Origin of the sequence: Paraburkholderia heleia NBRC 101817 (assembly GCF_000739775.1) — a bacterium.
GTDB lineage: Bacteria > Pseudomonadota > Gammaproteobacteria > Burkholderiales > Burkholderiaceae > Paraburkholderia > Paraburkholderia heleia.
The window spans coordinates 263,222-288,066 of the sequence record NZ_BBJH01000006.1 but is presented as its reverse complement, the minus strand read 5'-3'; the positions used below and the strand labels follow the sequence as shown (position 1 = coordinate 288,066).

Annotated in this window: 17 protein-coding genes and 1 pseudogene; 10 read left to right on the top strand and 8 right to left on the bottom strand. The window is 67.0% G+C overall.

What is annotated here, in order from left to right:
• Window positions 1-84 precede the first annotated feature (84 nt).
• The 3 genes from BHE01S_RS06870 (at window position 85) to pbpC (ending at window position 9,600) form a co-directional block, all read left to right on the top strand.
• Entirely contained in the window at window positions 85-873 is a 789-nt protein-coding gene (locus BHE01S_RS06870) for an SDR family NAD(P)-dependent oxidoreductase (RefSeq protein ID WP_042261905.1), read from the top strand.
• A gap of 379 nt (window positions 874-1,252) precedes the next feature.
• The gene (locus tag BHE01S_RS06865) at window positions 1,253-7,327 is read left to right on the top strand and encodes an alpha-2-macroglobulin family protein (RefSeq protein WP_042261903.1); all 6,075 of its coding nucleotides are present in this window, start codon (window positions 1,253-1,255) and stop codon (window positions 7,325-7,327) included.
• Complete coding sequence (pbpC, locus tag BHE01S_RS06860) at window positions 7,324-9,600, top strand: penicillin-binding protein 1C (protein WP_042261902.1); 2,277 nt, start codon at window positions 7,324-7,326, stop codon at window positions 9,598-9,600. Before BHE01S_RS06865 ends, pbpC begins: the two co-directional genes overlap by 4 nt.
• 13 nt (window positions 9,601-9,613) lie before the next feature.
• Here pbpC and BHE01S_RS06855 read toward each other — a convergent pair whose 3' ends face one another.
• The 6 genes from BHE01S_RS06855 to BHE01S_RS06830 form a co-directional block, all read right to left on the bottom strand.
• Window positions 9,614-11,149: an efflux transporter outer membrane subunit gene (locus BHE01S_RS06855; RefSeq protein ID WP_042261900.1), complete on the bottom strand. Its 1,536-nt coding sequence runs from the start codon at window positions 11,147-11,149 to the stop codon at window positions 9,614-9,616.
• Complete coding sequence (locus BHE01S_RS06850) at window positions 11,146-12,126, bottom strand: efflux RND transporter periplasmic adaptor subunit (protein WP_042262151.1); 981 nt, start codon at window positions 12,124-12,126, stop codon at window positions 11,146-11,148. The genes BHE01S_RS06855 and BHE01S_RS06850 overlap by 4 nt, the downstream gene beginning before the upstream one ends.
• A gap of 7 nt (window positions 12,127-12,133) precedes the next feature.
• The gene (locus tag BHE01S_RS06845) at window positions 12,134-12,343 is read right to left on the bottom strand and encodes a DUF1656 domain-containing protein (protein WP_027818583.1); all 210 of its coding nucleotides are present in this window, start codon (window positions 12,341-12,343) and stop codon (window positions 12,134-12,136) included.
• Between the two features lie 37 nt (window positions 12,344-12,380).
• Window positions 12,381-14,519: an FUSC family protein gene (locus BHE01S_RS06840; RefSeq protein ID WP_042261897.1), complete on the bottom strand. Its 2,139-nt coding sequence runs from the start codon at window positions 14,517-14,519 to the stop codon at window positions 12,381-12,383.
• Window positions 14,520-14,536: 17 nt separating this feature from the next.
• On the bottom strand, window positions 14,537-15,001 hold the full coding sequence (locus BHE01S_RS06835; protein ID WP_042261895.1) for a MarR family winged helix-turn-helix transcriptional regulator: 465 nt from the start codon (window positions 14,999-15,001) through the stop codon (window positions 14,537-14,539).
• 172 nt (window positions 15,002-15,173) lie between these two features.
• Window positions 15,174-15,860, bottom strand: a complete 687-nt coding sequence (locus BHE01S_RS06830) for an HAD family hydrolase (RefSeq protein WP_042262149.1) — start codon at window positions 15,858-15,860, stop codon at window positions 15,174-15,176.
• A 232-nt stretch (window positions 15,861-16,092) separates the two neighbouring features.
• On the opposite strand from BHE01S_RS06830, the gene BHE01S_RS06825 reads away from it, so the two are divergent.
• Entirely contained in the window at window positions 16,093-16,851 is a 759-nt protein-coding gene (locus BHE01S_RS06825; protein ID WP_042261894.1) for a class I SAM-dependent DNA methyltransferase, read from the top strand.
• Window positions 16,852-16,883: 32 nt separating this feature from the next.
• Here the strand turns inward: BHE01S_RS06825 and BHE01S_RS06820 are convergent, their stop codons facing one another.
• Window positions 16,884-18,029, bottom strand: a complete 1,146-nt coding sequence (locus tag BHE01S_RS06820; RefSeq protein WP_245639663.1) for a pyridoxal-phosphate-dependent aminotransferase family protein — start codon at window positions 18,027-18,029, stop codon at window positions 16,884-16,886.
• 345 nt (window positions 18,030-18,374) lie between these two features.
• On the opposite strand from BHE01S_RS06820, the gene BHE01S_RS06815 reads away from it, so the two are divergent.
• A complete protein-coding gene (locus BHE01S_RS06815; protein ID WP_042261892.1) occupies window positions 18,375-18,776 on the top strand; it encodes a PaaI family thioesterase in 402 nt (133 codons plus the stop codon).
• 183 nt (window positions 18,777-18,959) lie between these two features.
• Here BHE01S_RS06815 and BHE01S_RS38955 read toward each other — a convergent pair.
• Window positions 18,960-19,055: pseudogene (locus tag BHE01S_RS38955) on the bottom strand (ABC transporter permease); the annotation flags it as partial.
• A gap of 827 nt (window positions 19,056-19,882) precedes the next feature.
• Here BHE01S_RS38955 and BHE01S_RS06810 point away from each other — a divergent pair.
• From BHE01S_RS06810 to BHE01S_RS06790, 5 genes are all read left to right on the top strand, one after another.
• The gene (locus BHE01S_RS06810) at window positions 19,883-20,998 is read left to right on the top strand and encodes a branched-chain amino acid ABC transporter substrate-binding protein (protein ID WP_042262145.1); all 1,116 of its coding nucleotides are present in this window, start codon (window positions 19,883-19,885) and stop codon (window positions 20,996-20,998) included.
• Window positions 20,999-21,132: 134 nt separating this feature from the next.
• Complete coding sequence (gene livH, locus BHE01S_RS06805) at window positions 21,133-22,059, top strand: high-affinity branched-chain amino acid ABC transporter permease LivH (RefSeq protein ID WP_042261890.1); 927 nt, start codon at window positions 21,133-21,135, stop codon at window positions 22,057-22,059.
• Window positions 22,060-22,066: 7 nt separating this feature from the next.
• Complete coding sequence (locus BHE01S_RS06800) at window positions 22,067-23,338, top strand: high-affinity branched-chain amino acid ABC transporter permease LivM (RefSeq protein ID WP_042261889.1); 1,272 nt, start codon at window positions 22,067-22,069, stop codon at window positions 23,336-23,338.
• Window positions 23,335-24,105, top strand: a complete 771-nt coding sequence (gene livG, locus BHE01S_RS06795) for a high-affinity branched-chain amino acid ABC transporter ATP-binding protein LivG (RefSeq protein WP_042261888.1) — start codon at window positions 23,335-23,337, stop codon at window positions 24,103-24,105. The genes BHE01S_RS06800 and livG overlap by 4 nt, the downstream gene beginning before the upstream one ends.
• Window positions 24,105-24,806: an ABC transporter ATP-binding protein gene (locus BHE01S_RS06790; RefSeq protein ID WP_042261887.1), complete on the top strand. Its 702-nt coding sequence runs from the start codon at window positions 24,105-24,107 to the stop codon at window positions 24,804-24,806. Before livG ends, BHE01S_RS06790 begins: the two co-directional genes overlap by 1 nt.
• Window positions 24,807-24,845: the final 39 nt, after the last annotated feature.

The following is a 24,845-nucleotide window of genomic DNA, read 5'->3' as shown; positions in this document are numbered from 1 at the left end:
ATGCTTGACATTATACATGATGATCATCATGATTCAGTTTACATGACGATTATCATGTAAACGGAATTCCAAGGAGAAGTTTCGATGTCTGATAAATCTGTTGTCCTGATCACCGGCGCGTCCACGGGCATCGGCGCCGTCTACGCCGACCGTTTCGCCAGGCGAGGCCATGACCTCGTGCTGGTGGCGCGCGATCGCGCCCGCATGGAAGCGCTCGCTGCGCGCCTGCGCGAGCGCGACGGCGTGAACGTGGAAGTCGTTCGAGCCGATCTGGCTTCGCACGCCGACCTTGCGCCTCTGGAGGCGAGACTCGCCGACGACACACGCATCGGTGTGCTCATCAATAACGCGGGTGCGAGCCTGCCGGGCACGTTCGTCGAGCAGGGCCCGGACGCCGTCGCCGGCCTCATCGGTCTGAACGTCACGGCGCTCGCGCGCCTCGCCGCCGCGGTCGCGCCGCGGTTTGCGCGCGAAGGCAAGGGGGCGATCGTCAATATCGGTTCCGTCATCGGCCTCGCACCCGAGTTTCGTTCGAGCGTGTACGGCGCGACGAAGGCGTTCGTGCTGTATTTCTCGCAGTCGCTGAATCTGGAACTCGGCGGCAAGGGCGTGTACGTGCAGGCCGTCGTGCCCGGCGCCACGCGCACCGAAATCTGGGCGCGCTCGGGCAAGGACGTGAATGCATTGCCGGCCGTGATGGAAGTGGACGATCTCGTCGATGCGGCGCTCGTGGGCTTCGACCGGCGCGAGACGGTGACGATCCCGCCGCTGCCCGACGCACAGCAGTGGGACGATTACGAAGCCGCACGCGCCGCCATGTTCGCGAACTTCGGACAGTCCCAGCCCGCGGCGCGGTATCGCGAAGCCATGTAGTCCGATGGACTGGGAGCGGCTGGCCAGTGGCCGCTTGCGGCCCATGGCCAGCCGCGAGGCGCGGCAGTCGTTCGGCGCACCTTCACTACGCCTTTCCGTTGTCTCTCATCGGCTCGCGCCCGCGAGTCCGGCTAGCATCTTCTGCGCGGTTCCCTCCTCGTATCACGCCTCGTCCCAGCCCGTTCGCAAATTCAGCGATTTCCGATATCGCGCGTTCCCGATTCGCGTCATGCTGCGCGCGGGCGTTCGCACTCGGCGCGAGCCGCACGCGTGAGCGCGTGGCCGGCCATTCCTGGCGCGCGAGCGCGCGGCGCCCTGTACCATTCACCGCACGCCGCCCGGTAATGGCCACGCGGCGCGCGCAAACGAGGACCGGTCGATGCAACGAATAACACGAAAAGCTGGCGGGTGGTGGACGTTGGCGCTTGCCCTGGTGCTGGGCTTATGCATGGCGTGGGCGTGGCGCGCCTATGCCGCGCGCGCGGTGAGCGTGTCGCCGCAGGGGACCGTGGCGCAGGTGCGCCAGGTGGTGGTGAAGTTCGACGAGGCCATGGTGGCGTTCGGCGCGCCCGACGCGAAGGACCCCGCGCGCCTGCAATGCAGCAACGCGGCTGCCGGCGCGGGTCAGGGCCGGTGGATCGACGGCAAAACGTGGGCGTATGATTTCGCCGCCGATCTGCCGCCCGACGTGCAATGCAGCGTCACGCTTGTCGACGGGCTCAAATCGCAGGCGGGCAGCGCAGTGACGGGCCCGCGCCGCTTCGCGTTCTCCACGGGCGGCCCGTTCCCGCTGAGCGTGCACCCTTATGGCGGCGAAATTGAGGAAAACCAGGCATTCGTGCTGAAGCTCAATGGTCCCGCCACGCCGGCTTCCGTGCGCGAGCACGTGTGGTGCGAGTCTGGCGGACTCGGCAACCGCATTCCGGTGCAGCCTGTCGATGCGTCCGTGCGCGCGGCGCTGCTCAGGCATTTCCGGCTCGAAAAGGACAGCGCGAGCGTGCTCACGCTCACCTGCCAGCAAACGCTGCCCTCCAGCGCGAAGATGCAGCTCGTGTACGGACGGGGCGTGCTCGGGCCGAACGGCACGCCCAACGATGTGGAGCGACGCTTCGATTTCACGGTGCGCGAGCCGTTCACCGCGAGCATGAGTTGCGAGCGCGAGAATGCGAAGGCGCCATGCACGCCGCTGCGGCCAGTGTGCATTGATCTGAGCGCGCCGATTGCGCGGGCCGACGCGCAGAAGTTCCGTCTGCAAGGGCCCAAGGGGGAAGTCGCGCCGACTTTCCGCCCAGATGACAAGAACGACGAGGTCAGCTCGATCTCGTTCTCCGCGCCCTTGCCCGAGCGCGCGACGCTCACGATCACCGCACCCGCCGGCCTCAAGGACGTAAGCGGGCGAGCGCTCGCGAACGCCGATCTGTTCCCGCTGCATACGGCGACCGCGCCGATGCCGCCGCTCGCGAAATTCCCGTCCTCGACCTTCGGCATCATCGAACGCTATGCGGAGCCGGGTACGCCGCCGCTCGTGCCGGTCACGCTGCGCAACGTCGAAGCCGACCTGCACGTGCAGGGGCTCAATGCGGGCGAGGCGAAGTTCGCGAAGCTCGCGGTGCAGTCCGATACCGACATGCGCCGCTGGATGCGCCTCGTCGAGCAGTTCGACACGTTCGGCATGAGCGAAACGTCGATCGACAAGCTGATGCCGGGGCTGCTCGCGCGCGCGAAGCCGCCCGTGGTGATTCCGCGCACGACGGGGGAGGGGGATGAGGCCGCGAAGGAACGCGTCATCGACGTGCGCTCGCTCTCGCTGCTCGGCGGCCAGCCCGGCGTGCAAACGCTCACGCTGCCCAAAGCCGATCCAAAGGCGCTGCGGCCGTTCGAAGTAGTGGGCATTCCCGTGCCGAAGCCGGGTTTCTACGTGATCGAACTCGCCTCGCCAACACTTGGCGCCTCGCTGCTCGGCAAGCCGGCGCCCATGTACGTGCGCACGACCGTGCTCGTCACCAATCTGGGCGTGCACTTCAAGCAGGGCCGCGAGAACAGCGTGGTGTGGGTCACCTCGCTCGACAAGGGCGAGCCTGTAGCGGGCGCCGACGTGCACGTATCGGACTGCAATGGCGAGACGCTCGCCACGGGGAAGACGGATTCCCATGGACTCCTGACGATAGACGGGCCGCTTGCGAATCGTCGAGACTGCGGCGAAAACAGCTTCAACGGGCTGTTCGTCTCGGCGCGCATCGACGACCCGAAAGCAGGTCCCGACATGGCCTTCGTGCAATCGGACTGGAATCGCGGTATCGAGTCGTGGCGCTTCAACGTGCCGACCGACACGAGCCTGCAGCCCACGGTGCGCGCACATACCGTGTTCGACCGCACGCTGCTGCGCGCGGGCGAGACGGTGTCGATGAAACACTTCATCCGCGCCCAGACGATGCATGGTTTCGCGCTCGTGCAGCAGTACCCCACGCGCGTGACGATACGCCATGCCGGCAGCGGCCAGACCTGGCATCTGCCGCTCAAGTGGGCCGCAGACCATACGGCGGACTCGACCTTCGTGCTGCCGCCCGAAGCGAAGCTCGGCGAATACGACGTCTCGCTCGACGACGGCGACGCGAACGCGAGCACGGCGAGCGACGGCAATGACGAAGCGGACGACAGCGCAGATGTGGTTCACATGAGCTACGACAGCGGCAGCTTCCGCGTGGAAGCATTCCGCTTGCCGGTGCTCAAGGGCACGATCGCCGTGCAGAACGAGAAAACGTCGCCGCTCGTCGCCGCCACGCAGGCGAGCGTGGCGGTGCAGATCGATTATGTGTCGGGCGGCGCGGCTTCGAATCTGCCCGTGCAGGTATCGGCGCTCGTGAAGGAAACGACGCCGTCGTTCGCCAGCACGTACAGCGATTTCAGTTTCGCGCCGTATGTGAGCGCGAGCGAGGCCGACAACACGTCCGGGGACGAGGACAGCGGCCCACGGGAGGACAACGAGGTCGCGAAGCTCGTGGCCGACAAGGCGCCGCTCACGCTCGACCGCAACGGTGCGGGCACGCTCGTGCTGAAGAACCTGCCGGCCGTGGATGCGCCGAAGCGCCTCGCGCTCGAAGCGACCTTCGCGGACCCGAACGGCGAAGTGCAGACCATCAGCGGCGCGGCCACGCTCTGGCCTGCTGCCGTGGTGGCGGGCATCAAGTCGGGCCATTGGGTCTCCGTGGGCAGGACGGTACCGGTCAGCGCGCTCGCGCTCGACCTGCAGGGCAAGCCGCACGCGGGCGTGAAGCTCGAAGTGCGCGGCGTGGCGAAGATCACGACGACTTCGCGCAAGCGCATGGTGGGCGGCTTCTATGCCTACGACAACCACACGCAAACGCGCGATCTCGGCACGCTGTGCAGCGGCACGAGCGACGACCACGGCCTGCTCACGTGCGACGCGAAGCTCAAGGAGGCGGGCAACATACAGCTCGTGGCTATGGCGCGCGACGGCGACGGCCATACTTCCACGGCAACGACCTCGGTATGGGTCACGCGCGAGGACGAACTCTGGTTCGGCAGCGAGAACACCGACCGCATCGACGTGTTGCCCGAGAAGACGAGCTACGAACCCGGCGAGACCGCGCGCTTCCAGGTGCGTATGCCGTTTCGCTTTGCGACGGCGCTCGTGGCCGTGGAGCGCGAGGGCATCATCGAAACGCACGTGGTGCAACTCGACGGGCGCGATCCAACCGTCGAGTTGAAGGTGAACGAGACCTGGGGCCCCAACGTCTACGTTTCGGTGCTCGCGCTGCGTGGACGCATTCACGAAGTGCCGTGGTATTCGTTCTTCACGTGGGGGTGGAAAGCGCCGCTCGAATGGGCGCGTGCGTTCTGGTACGAGGGGCGCCAGTACGAGGCGCCCACGCCGCTCGTCGATCTTTCGAAGCCGGCGTTCCGTTACGGGCTCGCGCAAATCCGCGTGGGCGACGCGGCGCACCGCCTCGCGGTGAGCGTGACGCCGGACGCGAAACGCTACGCGGTACGCGCCACGTCGCACGTCCAGTTGCGCGTGCAGCTTCCGGGCGGGCAGCCGGTACCGGCGGGTACGCAGATCGCCGTGGCGGCCGTGGATGAAGCGCTGCTCGAACTCATGCCCAACCGCAGCTGGGATCTGCTCGACGCCATGCTGCAGCAACGCGCGTACGGCGTGGAAACGGCCACTGCGCAAATGGAGATCGTCGGGCGTCGCCACTTCGGGCGCAAGGCCGTCCCGGCAGGCGGTGGCGGCGGCCGTGGCGCGACGCGGGAGCTCTTCGACACGCTGCTCTACTGGAACCCGCGCGTCACACTCGATGCGAAGGGCGAGGCGCAAGTGAGCGTGCCGCTGAACGACTCGATCACGCGTTTTCGCATTGTCGCGATTGCGGCGAGCGGGATGGCGCGCTTCGGCACGGGCAGCGCGACCATCGAGAGCACGCAGGACCTCCAGCTGATCCCGGGCCTGCCGCCGCAGGTACGCGAGGGCGACACCTTCCGCGCGCAGTTCACGCTGCGCAATACGACCGCGCGCGCGATGAAAGTGCGGGTCACGCCGAACGTGCCGCCGCTCGCGCTTGCCGCGCAGACCGTGGACCTCGCGCCCAATTCGTCGCGTGAGATTACGTGGACAGTCGCGGTTCCCGACGATCTCGCCGAAGCGGAGCGCCCCGCGCTCGCGTGGAACGTGAGCGCGGCGGAGCAGGGCGGCGCGCATGCGGCGGACGCGGTGAAGCTCGCGCAGCAGGTGCGCGCGGCAATCCCCGTGACGGTGCAGCAGGCCACGCTCGCGCAGGTGGACGGCACACTTTCCATTCCCGTCGCGCCGCCGGCCAGCGCGAGCGTGACGCGTGCGGGCACGGTGCGCGGCGGCATTGCGGTGTCGCTGCAGCCGAAGCTCGCGGACGGCCTGCCCGGCGTGCGCCGCTGGTTCACGCGCTATCCGTATTCCTGCCTCGAGCAGCAGACGTCGATCGCGATCGGCCTGCGGGACCCCGCGCGCTGGCAGGCGGAACTCGCGCGCCTGCCGGTGTATCTGGACCGCGACGGCCTCGCGAACTACTTCCCGCCCGCAGACGACAGTGCGAGCCGTGGCAGCACCGCGCTCACCGCGTACCTGCTCACGGTGAGCGACGAAGCGTCGAAGCTCGACCCGCGCTTCGCGCTTCCCGACGCCTTGCGCAGCAAGATGGTGGAAGGCCTCACGGGTTTCGTGGAAGGCCGCATCGAGCGCCATTCGTGGGCGCCGCGCCGCGATCTCGATCTGCGCAAGCTCGCCGCCATCGACGCGCTGTCGCGCTACGGCGCGGCGAACGCACGCCAGTTCGGCTCGATCGAGATCGCGCCGAATCAGTGGCCCACCTCGGCCGTGATCGACTATGCGGAAAGTCTCGCGCGCATGCGCGATGTGCCGGATCGCGCGGATAAATTGGCGCAGCTCGAACAGATCCTGCGCGCGCGTCTTGCGTGGCAGGGCACGCAGCTGACGTTCTCGACAGCCGCCGAAGACGATTTGTGGTGGCTCATGACGGGCACGGAGGTCAACGCCGCGCGCCTCGCGCTGGCCTTTGTCGACAACCCCGCGTGGAAGGAGGAAATGCCGCGGCTCGTGGCGGGCCTGCTCGCACTGCAACGCAACGGCGCGTGGAGCACGACGACGGCGAACGCGTATGGCTCGCTTGCGGTCGAGCGCTTTTCGCGCATGTTCGAGCACGAGCCGGTGACGGGCGCGACGAGAATCCGGCTTGGCGATATGTCTCGCATCGTCGACTGGAACGCTGCGGCACCATCGGCGTCGCAAGCGGCGTCGCAGTCGGCAGCGCAAGCGGCGGGGCAAGCGCTATCGAGTGCCAGTGCCGCCACGGCGGCGACACGCAACGCGCCCGCGCGCAGCATGCTGCTCGCATGGCCCAAGCAGGGCACGGCCGCGCCGCTCACGTTGACGCAGGAGGGAACCGGCAAGCCGTGGGCCACGGTGGAAAGCCTCGCTGCGGTCGCGTTGCGCGCGCCGTTCGCGGCGGGCTATCGCATCACGAAGACGATCACGCCGGTGGATGCCGCGGTAAAGGGCGTGTACACGCGCGGCGATGTCGTACGCATACGCCTCGACATCGACGCACAGACCGACATGACCTGGGTCGCCGTGAACGACCCGATTCCTGCGGGCGCGACGATCCTCGGCTCCGGGCTCGGGCGCGATTCGGCCGTGGCCACACAGGGCGAGAAGCAGGACGAGAACGGTCCCTGGCCCGCATTCATCGAGCGTGGCTTCGACGGATACCGTGCCTACTATGAGTTTCTGCCGAAGGGCAAGGTCTCGGTGGAATACACGGTGCGTCTCAACAACGTCGGCACGTTCGGGTTGCCGCCCACGCGCGTGGAGGCGCTCTACGCGCCGGCCACGTTCGGCGTCGCGCCGAATGCGCCGATGGTCGTGCAGGCGGCGCCATGAGCGGCCCATACGCGCTACGGCATCGCGCAGCGGCGGCACTCGGCGTTGCCGCGCTGTGCTTCGTGCTGCTGCCGCGGCCCGCGTTCGCGCTGCCGGCCTTCGATGACGTGCGCGGCCAGTGGCAAAGCTCCGACTGGGTGCTGCTCGCGCGCGACGGCACGCCGCTGCAGCGCACGCGCGTGGAGCGTACCGCGAGACGCGGCGACTGGGTCGCGCTCGCCGACGTGTCACCGGCGCTGCGCGAGGCGATCGTCGTTTCGGAGGACAAACGATTCTACGAGCACAGCGGCGTGGATTGGCGCGGCGCCACGGCCGCCGCCTGGGCGAACCTGTGGAGTACTCGCACGCGCGGGGCATCCACGGTCACGATGCAGCTCACGGGTCTGCTCGACGACGACACGAAGCACTCGGGCCAGCGCTCGCTCGCGCAAAAAGCCGTGCAAGCCGTGGATGCGCTGCGGCTCGAACGCACCTGGCGCAAGGATCAGATTCTCGAGGCGTATTTGAACCTGGTGCCGTTCCGCGGCGAGACCGTGGGTCTTGCCGCGCTTTCGCAGATGCTGTTCGGCAAGATGCCATCGGGGCTCGACGAACGCGAATCGGCCGTCGCCGCCGCGCTGATCCGTGCGCCCAATGCGCCTTACATGAAGGTCGCCGCGCGAGCGTGCCGCATCTTGCGCGACATGCGCGCAGCGAACGTCGATGGCGGCTGCCCGAATCTCGATGCCTTCGTGCAGATGGCCTTCGCGCGCCCGGCCATCGCCGCCGCCGATCTCTCGTTCGACGGGCGCAGCGAAGACTCGCCGCAGCTTGCGCCGCACTTCGCGCGCCAGATCGCGAACGCCGTGCACCCCGCGCCCGGCATGCGCGTGCGCTCGACGCTCGACGCCAACCTGCAACGCTACGCGCGCGACACGCTCACGCGCACGCTCATCGAACTCAATGCGCGCGCGCATCCGCGCAACGTGCAGGACGGCGCGGCCGTCGTGCTCGATAACGCAACGGGCGAAGTGCTCGCGTGGGTCGGATCGTCAGGAGGCCTGTCGAAGGCACGCGAGGTCGACGCGGCGCTCGCGCTGCGCCAGGCGGGCTCGACGCTCAAGCCTTTTCTCTACGCCGAGGCCATCGACGAGCGCCGCGTGACGACCGCTTCGCTGCTCGACGACGCCCCGCTCGATCTCGCGGCGGGCGGCGGCCTCTACATGCCGCAGAACTACGACAAGGGCTTCAAGGGCTGGGTGAGCGTGCGCACCGCGCTCGGCTCGTCGCTGAACGTACCGGCCGTGCGCACGCTCGTGATGGTGACGCCGCATCGATTCGCGAAGACGCTCACGGCACTCGGCCTGCCGCTCACGCAGGCGGGCGATTACTACGGCTTCAGTCTCGCGCTGGGCAGCGCGGACGTGAGCCTCGTCACGCTCACGAACGCGTATCGGGCGCTCGCCAACGGCGGCGTCGTGAGCCCGATCGCCGAATTGCCTGCGCCGGCGCAGCCCGCACAAAAGGTCGCGTTGAAGCGCGTATTCAGCCGCGCGTCCGCGTTCATCGTCACCGACGTCCTCGCCGACAACAATGCGCGCACGCGTACCTTCGATTTCGACAGTCCGCTGGATACACGCATGTTTTCCGCGGTCAAGACGGGCACGAGCAAGGACATGCGCGACAACTGGACCGTGGGCTTCACGTCGCGCTATACGGTGGGCGTGTGGGTCGGCAACGCGGACGGCTCGCCCATGTGGGACGTGTCGGGCGTGACCGGGGCGGCGCCGGTGTGGGCCGCCATCGTCGGCTATCTGCATCGGCGCGTGCCGAGCGTCGCGCCTGCCGCGCCACCTGGCGTCGAGCACGTGCGCGTGCAGTTCGCCGATGCCGTGGAGCCTTCCCGCAACGAGTGGTTCATCGCGGGCACGTCCACGCCGCTAGTGGGCCTGGCGTCGAACGCCGCCGACCTCGCGCGTGGACCCGCGCAGATTGGCAGCCCCGTCGACGGCACCATTTTCGCGCTCGATCCCGACATTCCCGCGCCGCGCCAGCGCGTGTGGTTCGAACGTGCGACGGGCTCGAATGCGCGCGTGAACTGGCGCCTGGACGGCAAGGCGTTGGGCGGCGCCGCGCGCGTCGCGTGGCTGCCCTGGCCCGGCAAGCACACGCTCGAACTCGTCGATGCGCGAGGGCAGGTGACCGATACCGTGCGCTTCGAGGTACGCGGCGCGGTTGCGAAGCCGCAGAAGTCGATGCGCGCCGACGCCGCGCAAGGCGGCGCGGCGCGCTGAAGCAGGGGCGAGCTCAATGCGCCGGCGCAGTCGCTGCGGCTGCCGCCGGTGCCGGCTGGCCTCCCTGCGCCCCCTGTTGCTGCAGCGTTTGCCGATTGCCTTCCCAGCCGCCGCCGAGCGCGAGGAACAACCGTACCTGGTCGAGCGCGACCTGGCCTTCGGCCGCGGCGACCTGGGCGTGCACGCTGGTCAGCGTGCGAGTGGCGTCGAGGTCGGAGAGGAACGCTTCGCGGCCCGCAGCGTAGAGACGATGCGTTTCGTCCGCGGACTGCTGCGCGGACGTGTAGGCCGTGCGCAGCGCATCGGCGCGCTGGTCGTCGGCGGCATAGGTCGCGAGGCTCGACTGCGTTTCGCGCAGTGCGTTGAGCACCACGCCGTCGAAATGCGCGAGCGCGCCGCCCGTCGCGGCCTCTGCGGCGCGCACGCGGTCGCGCTGGCCGTTGACCGGGAAGGTCCAGCTGATCAGGGGTCCGAACGACCAGGCATTGGTCGCGGGGGTGAACAGATCGCTGGTCAGACCGATCGTGCCCACGCCCGCGCCGAACGTGACGTCGGGGTACATCTCGGCGATCGCCACACCAATGCGCGCCGTCGATGCCGCGAGCTGGCGTTCGGCCTCGCGCACGTCGGGGCGGCGCTTGAGGAGCGCGGCGCCGTCGCCGACGGGAATCGGCTGCCTGAGCCGGGGCAGGCGGTTGCACGCGAGCGCGGCGGGCGGCAGGTCCCTGGGCGCGCGTGCGAGCAGCATCGCGAGCTGATACTGGGCCACGCGGCGGCGTCCCTCGAAGCGCGGGATGTCGGCGGCGATCGTGTTGGCCTGGGTCTGCCCGCGCGTCACGTCGGGCTGGTTGCCGCGCCCCGCGTCGCGCAGGCGTTTCGTGAGCGCCACGCGCTCTTTCTGCAGCTTGAGCGATTCCTGCGCGATCTCCAGTTCCTCGGCGGCCGAGCACGATTCGACATAAGCCTGCGCCACGTTGGCGACCACGGTGATGCGCGCGAGATCGGCCGCGGCTTCCACGGCCGCGTCGTCGGCGCGCGCGGCTTCCACGCCGCGCCGCAGCTTGCCGAACAGGTCGAATTCATACGAGATGTTGACGCCGATGTCTCCCAGTGTCGCGACAGGCACCTTTTCGAACAGGAGGTACTGCTCGCCCGACACCTGCGCGCGCTCGGCGCCCGCATGCGCGTTGCCCGAGAAGCCGCCCTGCGCGTTGGCCACGTCGACCGCCGCCCGCGAGCGCGCAAGGTTTGCAGCCGCCACCCGCAGGTCCGTGTTCGACTTCAGCGCTTCCTGCACCAGTTCGTTGAGCGTGGGGTCGTCGTAAAGCTGCCACCAGTTGGCGGGCACGCCCAGTTGCGAGACGGGCGCATGGTCCGCGCCTTCGATCGGGCCTTGCGCGAGCGGGGCATTGACCACGGCTTCCTGCGGCACGTGGTAGTTGGGGCCGAGCGTGATGCACGCGCCCAGCGCGAGCGCGAGCGGCGCGAGCGCGAGGTTGGGCCAGGCGTTGGAGCAAAAGCGGCGGCGCCGGAGACTGCGGCGTGTCATTGCGAAGCTCCGGCAGCCTGCGACGCGGCAGGGGCGCTCGCACCCGTTGCGGGCTGCGAGGCGACGGCGCCGCTGGCATGGTTCGCGTGCGAGGCCTGGCGGTCGTTGTTCGCTTCGGTGCGCACGGCCACGGTGGCCGTGCGGCCCGCGATCATGCGGAAATCGGCGGGCACTTCGTCGAGCGCCACGCGCACCGGAATGCGCTGCGCGAGGCGCACCCAGCTGAACGCCGGATTCACGTTGGGCAGCAGGTTCGGCGCCGCCTGGCGGTCGCGGTCCTCGATCGCTGCGACGATGCTTTGCACATGGCCGCGCAGCGCTCGCGTCTCGCCCATCACCGTGATCTCCACGGGTTGGCCGATTTGAATGCCGTGCAGGCGCGTTTCCTCGAAGTAGCCATCCACGCGGAACGAATGCATGTCCACGACGGCGACCACGGCGCGGCCTGCCGTGACGTACTCGCCAACACGCGGCGCGCGGTCGTTCAAATAGCCGTCCACGGGGCTCACGATCGTGGTGCGCTGAAGGTTGAGCCTGGCGGTGTCGACCTGGACCTGGGCGTCGGCGGCCGCGGCTTCGCCCTGATCGACGCGCGTGCGGCTTTCCTCCAGCGTTTCCGCCGCCACGAGATTGCCGAGCGCGAGATTGCGCGCGTACTCGCGCTTCGCCTGGGCGAGCGTGGCCTTGCGCTGCTCGAGCGTGGCCTCGGCGAGGCGCAGCGCGAGCGCGTAGCGCGCCTGGTCGATCACGAACAGCACCTGGCCCTGCTTGACCTGCTGGTTGTCGGCGACGTCGACGCGGGTGATGAGGCCGCCTACGTCGGGCGCGACCTGGATCACGTCGGCGCGCACGCGGCCGTCGCGCGTCCACGGCGAGAACATGTAGTAGTTGACGATGCGCCACAGCACGAGGGCGGCGACCACGACGACGATGAGCGTCAGCAGGATCTGTCCTGCGGAGAACCAGGTTTTTTTCACGTTCACGTTAATTCACGAAGCGATGCGACACGATGATGACGGCAGCCAGCACGAAGACATAGATGCCGAGATCGAAAATGGAACGATGCCATACGAGCCGGTAAAAGCCGACGCGCGTGAGCACCTTGCCGATCACGACATTGATGAGGTACGCGATCAGCATCAGCACGAGCACGGCGGGCACGAACACGCCAAAGATATCGATTTCGCCGATCATGATGCGGGTTTCGAAAAAAGATAAGAGGAATGCGCGCTCATGCCGTGGCCTCCGGGTTGGATGGCGATTGCGCCGCGAGCGCCGGATAGAGCGCGATGCGCAGGCCCACCAGTGCGTGCAGCGTGTCGCGCAGCCAGCGCTGCGAGACGAGCGCGCGCGGTGCGGGCTGGGCATCGGCGTCGGCAAGGGTGGCGGGCGGCAGCTGCGCGCGCGCGCGGGCCGCGACGCGGCGCATGGCGTCGTCGATGCTGGAGAGCAGCGCGGACGGGGCGTCCTGGCGCTCGCTCGCACGCGCGCAGCGCGCATAGTGATCGCTTACGCCCGCGAGCACGCGGTCGATCGCATCGGGCACGTCGCCGTCGAGCTTGCGGCGCGAGCGCCGCAAATCGAGCGAATTGAGCGCGATACGCAAATCGCGAAAGCTCTCGATCGACGGATGGCGGTGCTCGTCGGAGGCCGCGAGACGCGGAATGAGTTGCATGAGACGATCGACCATGCGCGAGGTGAGATTGCGCTGGTCCGCGATAGGCGCGGGCGATGCCGAGAGCGCGACGTCGCTCCAGCTCGAGCGCAACAGGCGCCGCGCCGCGAGTTCGGCGCCGAACGGACGCGTGACGCGCGTCCACAAATAGGCGAACAGGAGGCCCGCCACGCCGGCGATATTGCTGTTCAGGAAAACAAAGAAGTCCGACTCGTAAGCACTCTGCACGCTGATGAAGGTGGCCGTGTTCACGGCCACGAGCATCGTCACCATGTTGAAGGCCGGGCGCGGAATGAGCGTGCCGATCAGGATGAACGGGCCTGCGAACAGCAGCACGAGCATCGCGAAATCGTGCACCTTGGGCAGCGCGACGAACAGATAGAGGCCGGCGAATACCACGCTCGCCGCGGTGGCGAGAAAAAAGCGGAACACCAGCGGCGCGGGCTCGTCGGATGCCGCGAAAAAGCAGCAGGCCACGGCCGCGAGCGTCACCGCGCCCGCGCCGTCGTGCCAGCCCGAGCTGACCCAAAGCCAGCAGGCCACGAGAATCGCGCTCATCGGCACGAGGCACGAGAACAACATGAGGCCGCGATCGTAGAAGCGTTCCGTGCCGCCAAGGCGCCAGTGCCGATAGCGCGGCCGCCACGTGCCGATTTTCGCTTCGTGGGCGATGAGCGCGCGCAGCGCGCGGCAGTCCTGCCACACGTCGACCACCTGGCCGAGGCGCCAGAGCGCGTTGGAGAGCAGCGCGCCTTCCCAGCTCGAGAGCGCGTCGCGCGCGGGCTGCAGCGTCGCGATGCGCTGGCGCAGATTCTCCGCGCCCGGGTCGCCCGCGTCGTCGTGCATTTCTGCGGCGCGCGTGGGCAGGGGTTCGCCGAACCAGCGCGCGGCGTCGGCGAGCAGGCTGTCGAGGCCCTCCGGCCACACGTGCAGATCGCGCCGCAGCGCGACGAGCGGGTCGGCGAGCGCGGAGATCATCGGGAGGAAGAGCTGCATGCGCCCGCGCAGCGACTCGGCGCGCTCGAGGATTTCGGGGTGCGTGTGATCGTAGCTCAACTGGCTCAGCAGGAATTCGAGCTGGTTGACCGTGGCGGCGAGACGTTGACGGCAGGCCGAAAGCGCCTTGCCCGCAATATGGCCCGAGAGCGTTTCGCTGCCGTACCAGGCGGCATCGCGGAACCAGGCGTCGGCGCGCTCGATGAGCGTGGGCGCGAGGCGGCTAGGCAGGATGGTGCTGCCCACCACGCTCGCGCAAATGATGCCGACCGTGATTTCCTGCGTGCGCGCGATCGCCACGTCGAACACGGTCGTGGGATCGGTCACGGTGGGCAGCGCGATGAGCGGCATCGTATAGCCCGCGAGCATGAACACGTAACTGCGCGCGGTGCGGTCGGAGATCGCCAGATAGAGCAGCGTGCCCGTCCAGGTCGCGACGATCGCGCTGAAGAGCAGCGGCGTTTCGACGAAGGGCGGCACGAGCGCGATGGCGGCGGCCGCGCCGAGCGCGGTGCCGAGCGCGCGGTAAAGCGCCTTCGAGCGCGTGGCGCCCACGAACGGGTTCGAGACGATGTACACGCTGGCCATCGCCCAGTAGGGGCGCGGAAGCTGAAATTTGAGCGCGATATAGAGCGCCAGCATCGACGCGGCGAAGGTCTTGACCGAAAAGAGCCAGTCGCGGATGGAGGGATAGGTCATGAGTCGGCTGTCTACTTTCAGTCGTGTAAGGGCCGGTCAGCCTGGTCTGCAGGGGAAGGTGCATTGAACGCGTTGAGCACGCGCAGCGTCGCTTCGAGGTCGGCGCGGCTCACGCCCTTGAGCACGCGGGCGCGCAGCGAGCGCAGTTCGTCCTCCATGCGCTCGGTCACGGCGCGGCCTTCGCTCGTGAGCGAGATGGTTTTTGCGCGGCGGTCGTCGGGGTCTTCGTCGCGGCGCACGAGGCCCGCGGCGCAGAGCTGGTCGAGCAGGCGCACGAGCGACGGGCCTTCTATGCCAACGTGCTCCGCGAGCGTGACCTGGCGCACGGCTTCGCCGAGGCGCCCGGCGGTGAGAAGCGGCGCGGCGCAGGCTTCGGAGACGTTGTATGCGGTGAGGGCGCCGTGCGTCGTGCGCCGCCATTTGCGTGCCGCCACGACGAGCGTGCTGCTGACCGCAAGGCGTAAAGTATGAAGATTCGACATCGGCGGATGATAGCCCAAAGCGATTCGATAGCAAACTATCATTTTCTTTCGCAGCGCCACGAACCGGATGGTATGCGACTCGTCGGCGGCCTGCTTTCTATCTGCTGCGCGGTGATGCGTATGGCCAACAGTGCACGCGGCGCAGGGCTTTTTGGCGTTGTTTTATACGCGCTTAACTATTTGGCCAGCGGGAAAGCAGGACGGGAAGCTGCCGCATGTCGGTGAATACGTGCGCAACGCCGGCCGCGAGCAGCGCCTGCGCGCTGCCGTGGCCGGGCTCGGGCGGGCTGTAGCCGAACACGGTGGCGCCCGCGGCGAGGCCTGCGCGGGCGCCCGTGACCGTGTCCTCGATCACGGCGCAGCGGACGGGCTCCACGCCGAGACCGGCCGCCGCCGCGAGATAGACATCGGGATGCGGCTTGCTGCGCGGCGTTTCGTGGCCGCTGTAGATGTGGCTTGCGAAGCAGTCGAGCAGGTTCACCTTGCGCAGCTGCAACTCGACCTTGCGCCGGTCCGCACCCGAAGCGACGGCGATGCGCCCGTTCATGGCCGTATGCACCGCGCGCACGGCCGCGGGCGCGCCCGGAATCTCGACGAGATCGCGCTCCAGCGCTGCATTGCGGCGCGCGCGAAAGCCTTCGAGCCAGGCATCGGTAATCGCGAAGCCCGTATGCGCCTCGATGCGCGCGGCTTCGTCTTTCACCGCCTTGCCGACGAAGATGCGCATGGCTTCGTCCACCTCGAGCGTCCAGCCGAGTTCGCCCAGCATCTGCGCGAGCACCACGTGCGTAATGCGTTCTGAGTCGACGAGCACGCCGTCGCAGTCGAAGAGGATGGCGTCGAAAGGGATGGGGGACATCTTCGTTTGGGTTTGCCTGCGGTTGCTTTCAGTTGCCTGCGGTTGCGTCATGCGGCGCGCATCGGGATCGCGCACGCAAGAGCGCGATGATAACCGGGGTCGCGTTTGCGTGGGCGGTTCGCGGGCAAGTCGTAGAGGCGGCCCGGGGCGGCCCGTCGTGCAGGGCGCGGCGTTGGCCGTCCCGTGCGAAACGATGGACAATAGCGTACCCACTCGTCACCCCACCGCTCTCATGTCCATCGACGACAAGAACCCTGCTGCGACGTCCAGCGACCTCCCCGGCCGCGCCAGCTACACGCAATTCGCCGAACGCTACGCCGAGCACGCCCCCGTCAAACCGCACAACGCGCTCTACGAGCGGCCCGCCACGCGCTCGCTGCTAGGCCCGGTGGCGGGGCTCGACGTGCTCGACGCGGGCTGCGGGCCCGGCATCGTGAGCGCGGCGCTGGCGGGCGAGGGCGCGCGCGTGCAGGCCTTCGACGTCACGCCCGCGATGGTCGAGCTGGCGAAGGCGCGTTGCGCAGGCCTCGCCGTCGACATCGCACAGGGCGACCTCGCGCGGCCGCTCGAATGGCTCGCGAGCGCCTCGGTCGACCGCATCGTGTGCTCGCTCGCCCTCGATTACGTCGAGTACCTCGCGCCGACGTTTCGCGAGTTTCACCGCGTGGCGCGCCCGGGCGCGCTGCTGGTGTTTTCGATGGCCCATCCCATGCGCGACTGGATCGACACGCGCACGCGCGGCTCGCGCACCTACTTCGAGACGACGCGATTCGGCCTGCATTGGGGCGGCTTCGGCGAGCCCAGGCCGTGGGTGGAAGCGTTCAGGCGCCCGCTTGCCGACATCTTCAACGCGCTCATGGATGCGGGCTGGGTCATCGACCGCGTGCTCGAGCCCGTGCCGCAACCGGAAATGAAGGCGGTGTCGCCGGCGCTGCACGCAGAACTGGCGCAGGCGCCCGCGTTCATCTGCGTGCGCGCACGGCGCGTTTGAGGGGGTGGGCGGCCGCGCGGCGCCGAAAGCGCTTAACGCCGCGCTTCGCGCGAGCCGGCCGAAAGCGACTCTTCGAGCGCGGCAACCCCGGCGGGCAGATCGACCTTCACGCCGAGGTCGCTCATTGTGCGGCCAAGCGCGTGCACGGTGCGAAAGAGGTTGTGCTCGCGGCACTGCTCGCCCATCTGCCCGATGCGAACGATCGGGAGACCGAACGATCCGGCGATCTCCACCTGGTATTGCTGCGAGATGTGATTGCACACCTCGCGCGCAGTCACGCCTTCGGGCAGCCCGATGCCGACCACGGAATTCAGGCGGCACGATTGCGGCGTATAAAGCGCGAGGCCCAGCGCGCTCACGCCGCTTTGCAGCGCGAGCGAGCAGCGCAGGTGGCGCGCGAAGCGCTTTTCGAGCGTTTCCCTGCACACGAGTCGCAGCGCTTCGTGCAGCGCCAGCACGCCCGAGACGGGCGCGGTGTAGTGGTAGCCGGCGTTGTGCCAGAAGTTTTCGGCGAGCATGGCGTCGAGGCACCAGTGCGTGTTCGGCGTGGTGCGCGTGCGCACGCGCTCCCAGGCGGCGTCCGAAAAGGCAATCAGCGAAACGCCAGGGATCGACGAGAGGCCCTTTTGGCCGCCCGTGATGACGACGTCGATGCCCCAGGCGTCCATTTCCAGCGGCATGGTGCTCAGCGTGCAGACGGCGTCCACCACCACGAGTGCCCCGGCGGCCTTGGCGAGCTTCACAATTTCCTTGAGTTCGCGGTTCCACACCGTATTGGAGGTTTCGCCGTGCACGATCGTGACGACAGCGGGGCGCGTGCGCTCGATGGCCTGCTCCACGGCTGCTAGCGAGGCGATCTCGCGGTCGGCCACGTCGAGCGTGGTGACTTGGGCGCCCACGCGGCCCGCCATCTCGGCCATGCGCTGGCTGAAGAAGCCGTTGACGATGGAGAGCACGCGGGTGCCTGGCCACGCGAGGTTCGAGATCGCCATTTCCATGGCCGCCGAGCCCGGACCGGCCACGCCTAGCACCCAGTTCGAATGCGTCTGGAACACGTAGCGCGCCATCGTCTTCACCTGCTGAATGACGCGCGCCATGGTGTCGCCGAGGTGATTGATGACGACGGTATTGGCCTTGGCCACGGCGTCGGGAATCGGCACGGGGCCGGCACCCATCATGAGGAGCGGTTCCTCGGGCAGGATGCGGTCGAGCGTTTCGACGGCGGGGCAAGGCACGGGCGCGGCCTCGGCCGCTGCCCCCGCTGTGCGCGAAGTGGCCAGCGGGTCGGGGTGGAGCGCGTTGTCGTTCATCTCGAGTACCTGGTTTTACCTTGGAAGGGTTTGCGGGGGGGACGCGCGCCTCGCGCGCCTTCAGGTAGTGTTGTGCGGCGCGGCGGCGCTGGCCATGTACAGTTGCGCGGATTTACGCTGAACAATTGCACGGCCGGACTGCGGCCCGCTGCGGCATTGCGACAGCCCTCCTATAATCAGTCGCATCGTCCGATAATGCAAGGAAGACAGCGTATGCCGCAATTCGCCGTGGACAACCCGTTTCTCGAAACGCTCGGCGTGAGCGTCGCGCAGTGGCACGAGGGCTACGCGGAGCTTGTCATGCCCATCGACGCTTCGAAGCTCAATCGCCAGGGCGTGTTGCAAGGCGGCGCGATCGCCACGCTGCTCGACGCCGCCGCCGGTTACGCGGGACTCTTCGCGCCGGTCGGCGACCCGCCGCGTCATGGCTTCACGCTCTCGCTCACGACCCACTACCTCGACAAAGGGCTTGGCCAGTTCGTGCGGGCGAAGGGGTTTCTGGAGCGCGGCGGCCGCTCGATCTTCTTTGCGCGCGCCGAGGCCTGGGTGGACGACAGCCTGCTGATCGCGAGCGCGCAGGGGACGTTCAAGTATTCGTATCCGAAGAAGGCATGATCGCGGCGTCTTCCGGTTTAATAGGTATCCGAAGTAATTTCGCTGACAGAACGGGTCCGCCACTTCGACTGAAGGGCGGGTTTTTTGACGCTACGCGCGGACACTTGCCGCAGCAGCAGCGCGTCGTCGTCATCGAGTCTCGTGACGGGCGGCACGGGCGCGGTGAGCATGAGCTGGCGCGCGCGGCAGGATGCTCTCGCCGATGATCACGGCGGCAAGCCCGATCACGATGGTGGTGCCGATGCCTATCGAAATGTCCGAGCCGCCCCGGGTTTGCGCGGCGGGTTCGCGCGGATTAATTCGAATGTGCACAATCCGATTAAGAAAGAAAACCGCGCTTTGGCGAAGGCTTTCCCGTTTTCGGATCGGATGGCAGAAAACGGGTTGATGCAGGATTTATGTTGTCAGTCCATCGAGTGTAAAATTTCGATTTTAATATTTTTGTAATATTTTTTCTTTCAAATCAATGATTTGGCGCATTTTGCATTTAGGGTATTCCCGATTGTCCAGTAATGAAGCCGGCGATTTCATCGCGGCAGTGAGTTAATCTTTGATTATTTAACTGGATGCGATTCGTCGATCGGATTTCGCTGAAATTGAAATGACGATCGAGAATGCGTAAAAATCAAAAAAGCGAGCCATGCCTTGCCGCCGCACCAGCCGGCCATCTCGGCCGGGAAGACGGTCCGCCACCCGCCTGAAAAGCGATTTTCATGAGCATTTTCAATGCGTCTTTCAGCATTCCCCTCTATTGACCGATGTCAAAACTCAACTCGAAATCCGAAAAAACCCCTGGTTGCGATGAAGCGGGATTATTGATAGCATCCGCGGGTCGCTGATTCAGACCGGTCCACCTTTCCGGTATGAATTGCAGCGAACGGGGCAGGCGGATCGCTTGCGCAACAGAGTCTGTAACTCAGCAGTCTCTCCGAACTCAGCCGCCTACCAGGGCGCTGATACATGCCGGGCCCCGTCACGTCTTTTTCTCTGGTGCTCGTCGTGGTTGTTCCCCATTGAAGATCATTGGGGCGCTGTTCGTTTGCGCAGGTCATTCCGTCTGACCGGTTGACCCGAAAACAATCGAGGAGCTCCTGATGATGCCGCTGTTGTCCCTTAACCGCCTTACCTCCGTTTCCGTGGCCGCCGCGCTGCTCGCATTGAGTGCAAGCGCGAACGCCGACACCGTGAAGATCGCCATTGCCGGCCCGTTCAGCGGCCCGGTCGCCCAGTACGGCGACATGGTCAAGGCGGGCGCGCTGACGGCGATCGAGCAGATCAACGCTGCCGGCGGTGTGAACGGCAACAAGCTCGAAGCCGTCCTGATGGATGACTCGTGCGAGCCGAAGCAGGCTGTCGCCGTCGCCAACAAGATCGTTTCGCAGCACATCCAGTACGTCGTCGGCCACGTCTGCTCGGGCTCGACGATTCCCGCTTCGGACATCTACGAGAACGAAGGCGTCGTGATGGTCACGCCGTCGGCCACCGCGCCGCAGCTGACCGAAGGCAAGAAGCGCCAGTTCATTTTCCGCACCATCGGCCGCGACGACCAGCAAGGTCCGGCAGCCGCCGCCTACATCATCAACAAGGTCAAGCCGAAGAAGGTCGCGATCCTGCACGACAAGCAGTCGTACGGCCAGGGCATCGCCACGTCGGTCAAGGCCGCGCTCGACAAGGCGCACATTCCCGTCGTCGTGTTCGAAGGCATCAATGCCGGCGATTCGGACTACTCGGCAGTCGTCACGAAGCTCAAGTCGCAAGGCGTGGACTTCGTCTACTTCGGCGGCTATCACCCGGAAATGGGCCTGCTCATGCGCCAGTCGCGTGAACAGGGCGTGAAGGCCACGTTCATGGGTCCGGAAGGCGTGGGCAACAAGGACGTGACGGCCATCGCCGGCCCGGCTTCGGAAGGCATGCTCGTCACGCTGCCGGCCGACTTCGCCTCGGACCCCGCCAACGCGAAGCTCGTGAAGGCCTTCGCCGACGCCAAACGCGATGCGAACGGCCCGTTCCAGATGCCGTCGTACGCGGCAGTCGAAGTGATCGCCGACGGCATTGCCGGCGCGAAGAGCACCGACCCGACCAAGGTTGCGGCCTACCTGCACAAGAATGCGTTCAACACGCCGATCGGCAAGGTCGAATACGACACCCAGGGCGACCTGAAGTCGTTCCGCTTCGTCGTCTACACGTGGCACAAGGACGCCACCAAGACCGCCGCGAACTGATCCCGGCGCTGCACGCTGCAAATGCCCCGCCTTCCTGCGGCGGGGCGTTTTCATGGCGGTTGTGCGCGCAACTAAAAAAGGGTTGGTTCGGTTCCAAAGGTCTCTCATCGGCTTGACGGCCGCGGGGCTTACGCATGAATGATTTTCTTCCCCAGTTCACCCAGCAGCTCGTCAACGGGCTCACGCTGGGTGCGATCTATGCCCTGATCGCCATCGGCTACACGATGGTCTACGGCATCATCGGCATGATCAACTTCGCTCACGGCGAGATCTACATGATCGGCGCCTATGTGGGCCTCGTCACGCTCACGGCCATCGGCACCTCGGCGGGTTATCCGCTGCCGCTCGTGCTGGGCGCGGCGCTCATCGTCTCGGTGGCGGTCACCGGGCTCTACGGTTTCGCGGTCGAGCGCGTGGCGTACCGGCCGCTGCGCGGCGGGCCGCGCCTCGTGCCGCTCATCTCCGCCATCGGCATGTCCATCTTTCTGCAGAACTACGTGCAGATCGGGCAGGGCGCGCGCGACGTGTCCGTGCCGATGCTCATTTCCGGGGCGCTCGACTTCAACATGGGCGGCAACTTCGAAGTGACGATTCCGTACTCCCGCATGCTGATCGTCGGCGTGACGCTCGTGCTGATGATCGCGCTCACGCTCTTCATCTCGCGCTCGCGCATTGGCCGCGCGTGCCGCGCCTGCGCCGAAGACATGAAGATGGCGAACCTGCTCGGCATCGACACGAACCGCGTGATCTCGTTCACCTTCGTGCTCGGCGCAATGCTCGCGGCGGTGGGCGGCGTGCTGATCGGCCTCACGATCGGCAAGCTCAACCCGTATATCGGCTTCATTGCGGGCATCAAGGCGTTCACGGCCGCGGTGCTGGGCGGCATCGGCAGCATTCCGGGCGCGATGCTCGGCGGCGTGCTGCTCGGTCTCGCCGAGACCTTCGCTTCGGGCTACATGCCCGCGGAGTACAAGGACGTCGTGGCCTTCGGCCTGCTCGTGCTCGTGCTGCTATTCCGTCCCACCGGCCTGCTCGGCAAGCCGGACATCGAAAAGGTGTGAGGTCGAAATGAGTCAGACTGTTTCGGTACGGGTGCCCGCGCAGGGCGCCTCTTCGTCGCAAACCGTGAAGGGGGCGCTGGCCGCCGCCGTCGCGACCGTCATTCTCACGACGCCCATTCTCGGCCTGCAGCTCACGCTGGACGGCTATCAGGTCGTGCTGCAGCAGCACTGGCGTCCGGTGTGGATCGCTGCCGCCGTGGTGTTCGTGTTCCAGCTCGTCAAGCCGATATTTGTGCGCGCAACGAGTGGCGTGCGCCTGCCCAAGGCCCCCGCACTCGGCGCGCGTCAGCAGCGCGCGGCGATCTGGGTGTTGCTCGCGTTCGGCGCGGTGTTTCCGTTCATGGGTTCGCGCGGCGCGATCGACGTGGCGACGCTCGCGCTCATCTACGTGATCCTCGGCCTCGGGCTCAATATCGTGGTGGGCTTCGCGGGTCTGCTCGACCTCGGCTACGTGGGCTTTTACGCCGTGGGCGGCTATACGTATGCGCTGCTCAACCAGTACTTCGGCTTCACGTTCTGGGAATGCCTGCCGCTCGCGGCGCTCGCCGCGGCCGCCTTCGGTTTCGTGCTCGGCTTCCCGGTGCTGCGCCTGCGCGGCGACTATCTCGCCATCGTCACGCTCGGCTTCGGCGAGATCATCCGCTTGCTGCTCAACAACCTCACGAGCATCACGGGCGGCCCGGATGGCATCTCCAGCATTCCCAAGCCCACCGTGTTCGGCTTCGAAATGGCCCGCCGCGCGAGCGTGGAAGGTGCGAAGACGTTCAACGAGCTGATCGGCGTCGCGTACAGCGGCGAGCACATGGTGATCTTCCTGTACCTGCTCGCGCTCGTGCTGGTGGCGTTCACGCTGTTCGTCACGAGCCGCCTGCTGCGCATGCCGATGGGCCGCGCCTGGGAAGCGCTGCGCGAAGACGAGATCGCCTGCCGCTCGCTGGGCCTGAACCCCACGCGCATCAAGCTTTCGGCATTCACCCTCGGCGCGTCGTTCGCGGGTCTCGCCGGTGCGTTCTTCGCGGCGCGCCAGGGGCTCGTCACGCCCGAGTCGTTCACCTTCATCGAATCGGCGCTCATTCTCGCCGTGGTGGTGCTGGGCGGCATGGGCTCGCAGCTGGGCGTGGTGCTCGCCGCGATCCTGCTCACGGTGCTGCCCGAAGTGGCGCGCGGCTTTGCCGAGTACCGCATGCTGATCTTCGGTCTGGTGATGGTGCTGATGATGATGTGGCGTCCGCAGGGTCTGTTGCCCGCGAGCCGTCCGCACGTGGAGTGGCCGCAATGAGCGCACAAGCGTTGTTGAAAGTAGCAGGCCTGCAGATGCGCTTCGGCGGTCTGCTGGCTGTGGACGGCATCGCCTTCGACGTGCGTCCGGATGAAGTCTTCGCGATCATCGGGCCGAACGGCGCGGGCAAGACCACGGTGTTCAACTGCGTGGGCGGCTTCTACAAGCCCACCGCGGGCGACATCGTGCTCGAAGGCCGCGCCATCACCGGCCAGCCGAGCCACCAGGTCGCGCGCCGCGGCCTCGTGCGCACGTTCCAGAACATCCGCCTCTTCAAGCAGTTGACGGTGCTGGAAAACCTCATGGTCGCGCAGCACCTGAAGGTGAACCGCAACATGCTGAGCGGCCTGTTCGCGACGCCCGCATATCGCCGGGCCGAGCGCGCCGCGCTCGAGCGCGCCGCGTACTGGCTCGAGCGCGTGGGCCTGAAGCCGGTCGCGAACCGCGAGGCGGGCACGCTTTCGTACGGCCATCAGCGCCGGCTCGAAATCGCACGCTGCATGATCACCGATCCGCGTCTTCTCATGCTCGACGAACCCGCGGCAGGCTTGAACCCGCAGGAAAAGGTCGAGCTGCAGCAGATGGTCGACAGCCTGCGCCACGAGTTCGGAATCTCCGTACTCCTGATCGAACACGACATGAGCCTCGTGATGGGCGTGTCGGACCGCATCCTGGTGATGGAGCACGGCAAGCCGATCATGATCGGCAAACCCGACGAAGTGCGCAACGACCCGCGCGTGATCAAGGCCTATCTCGGAGAGGACTGATGCTGAAGCTGGAAAAGGTCCATACCCACTACGGCGCAGTTCAGGCGCTGGCGGGCGTGTCGATCGAAGTGAACAAGGGCGAGATCGTCACGCTGATCGGCAGCAACGGCGCCGGCAAGACCACGCTCATGATGACCGTGTGCGGCACGCCGCGCGCTTCTGCGGGGAAAGTGACGTTCGAAGGCGAGGACATCACGCGCATGCCCACGCATGAAATCATGCGCAAGGGTATGGCGATTTCGCCGGAAGGCCGCCGCGTGTTCCCGAGCCTCACAGTGCTCGAAAATCTGCAGATGGGCGGCTTCTTTGCCTCGCAGCACGAGATCGATGCGGGCATCGAGCACGTGTTCAAGCTGTTCCCGCGCCTGAACCAGCGTGCGAAGCAGCGCGCCGGCACGATGTCGGGCGGCGAGCAGCAGATGCTCGCCATCGGCCGTGCGCTAATGAGCAAGCCGCGTTTGCTGCTGCTCGACGAGCCCACGCTCGGCCTCGCACCGCTCGTGATCGCGCAGATCTTCGACATCATCCGCACGATTCGCGAGGAGGGCGTGACGGTGTTCCTCGTCGAGCAGAACGCGAACAAGGCGCTGCACGTGGCCGATCGCGGCTATGTGCTGGAAACCGGACGCGTGGTGCTCGCCGACAGCGCCGGCAACCTGCTCGCCAACGACAACATCAAGCGCGCCTATCTGGGCGGTTGATCGACGCGGACACGACCGCGCTGCGGCCCGCGCCATCTG

Bases quoted from the DNA above. Each gene is read 5' to 3' on its own strand.
- BHE01S_RS06845 (WP_027818583.1), bottom strand. From the start codon at position 12,343: ATGATCGGCGAAATCGATATCTTTGGCGTGTTCGTGCCCGCCGTGCTC.
- BHE01S_RS06825 (WP_042261894.1), top strand. From the start codon at position 16,093: ATGTCCATCGACGACAAGAACCCTGCTGCGACGTCCAGCGACCTCCCC.
- BHE01S_RS06790 (WP_042261887.1), top strand. From the start codon at position 24,105: ATGCTGAAGCTGGAAAAGGTCCATACCCACTACGGCGCAGTTCAGGCG.
- BHE01S_RS06835 (WP_042261895.1), bottom strand. From the start codon at position 15,001: ATGTCGAATCTTCATACTTTACGCCTTGCGGTCAGCAGCACGCTCGTC.
- BHE01S_RS06820 (WP_245639663.1), bottom strand. From the start codon at position 18,029: ATGATGGGTGCCGGCCCCGTGCCGATTCCCGACGCCGTGGCCAAGGCC.
- livG (WP_042261888.1), top strand. From the start codon at position 23,335: ATGAGCGCACAAGCGTTGTTGAAAGTAGCAGGCCTGCAGATGCGCTTC.
- livH (WP_042261890.1), top strand. From the start codon at position 21,133: ATGAATGATTTTCTTCCCCAGTTCACCCAGCAGCTCGTCAACGGGCTC.
- BHE01S_RS06840 (WP_042261897.1), bottom strand. From the start codon at position 14,519: ATGACCTATCCCTCCATCCGCGACTGGCTCTTTTCGGTCAAGACCTTC.
- BHE01S_RS06830 (WP_042262149.1), bottom strand. From the start codon at position 15,860: ATGTCCCCCATCCCTTTCGACGCCATCCTCTTCGACTGCGACGGCGTG.
- BHE01S_RS06855 (WP_042261900.1), bottom strand. From the start codon at position 11,149: ATGACACGCCGCAGTCTCCGGCGCCGCCGCTTTTGCTCCAACGCCTGG.
- BHE01S_RS06815 (WP_042261892.1), top strand. From the start codon at position 18,375: ATGCCGCAATTCGCCGTGGACAACCCGTTTCTCGAAACGCTCGGCGTG.
- BHE01S_RS06800 (WP_042261889.1), top strand. From the start codon at position 22,067: ATGAGTCAGACTGTTTCGGTACGGGTGCCCGCGCAGGGCGCCTCTTCG.
- BHE01S_RS06870 (WP_042261905.1), top strand. From the start codon at position 85: ATGTCTGATAAATCTGTTGTCCTGATCACCGGCGCGTCCACGGGCATC.
- pbpC (WP_042261902.1), top strand. From the start codon at position 7,324: ATGAGCGGCCCATACGCGCTACGGCATCGCGCAGCGGCGGCACTCGGC.
- BHE01S_RS06865 (WP_042261903.1), top strand. From the start codon at position 1,253: ATGCAACGAATAACACGAAAAGCTGGCGGGTGGTGGACGTTGGCGCTT.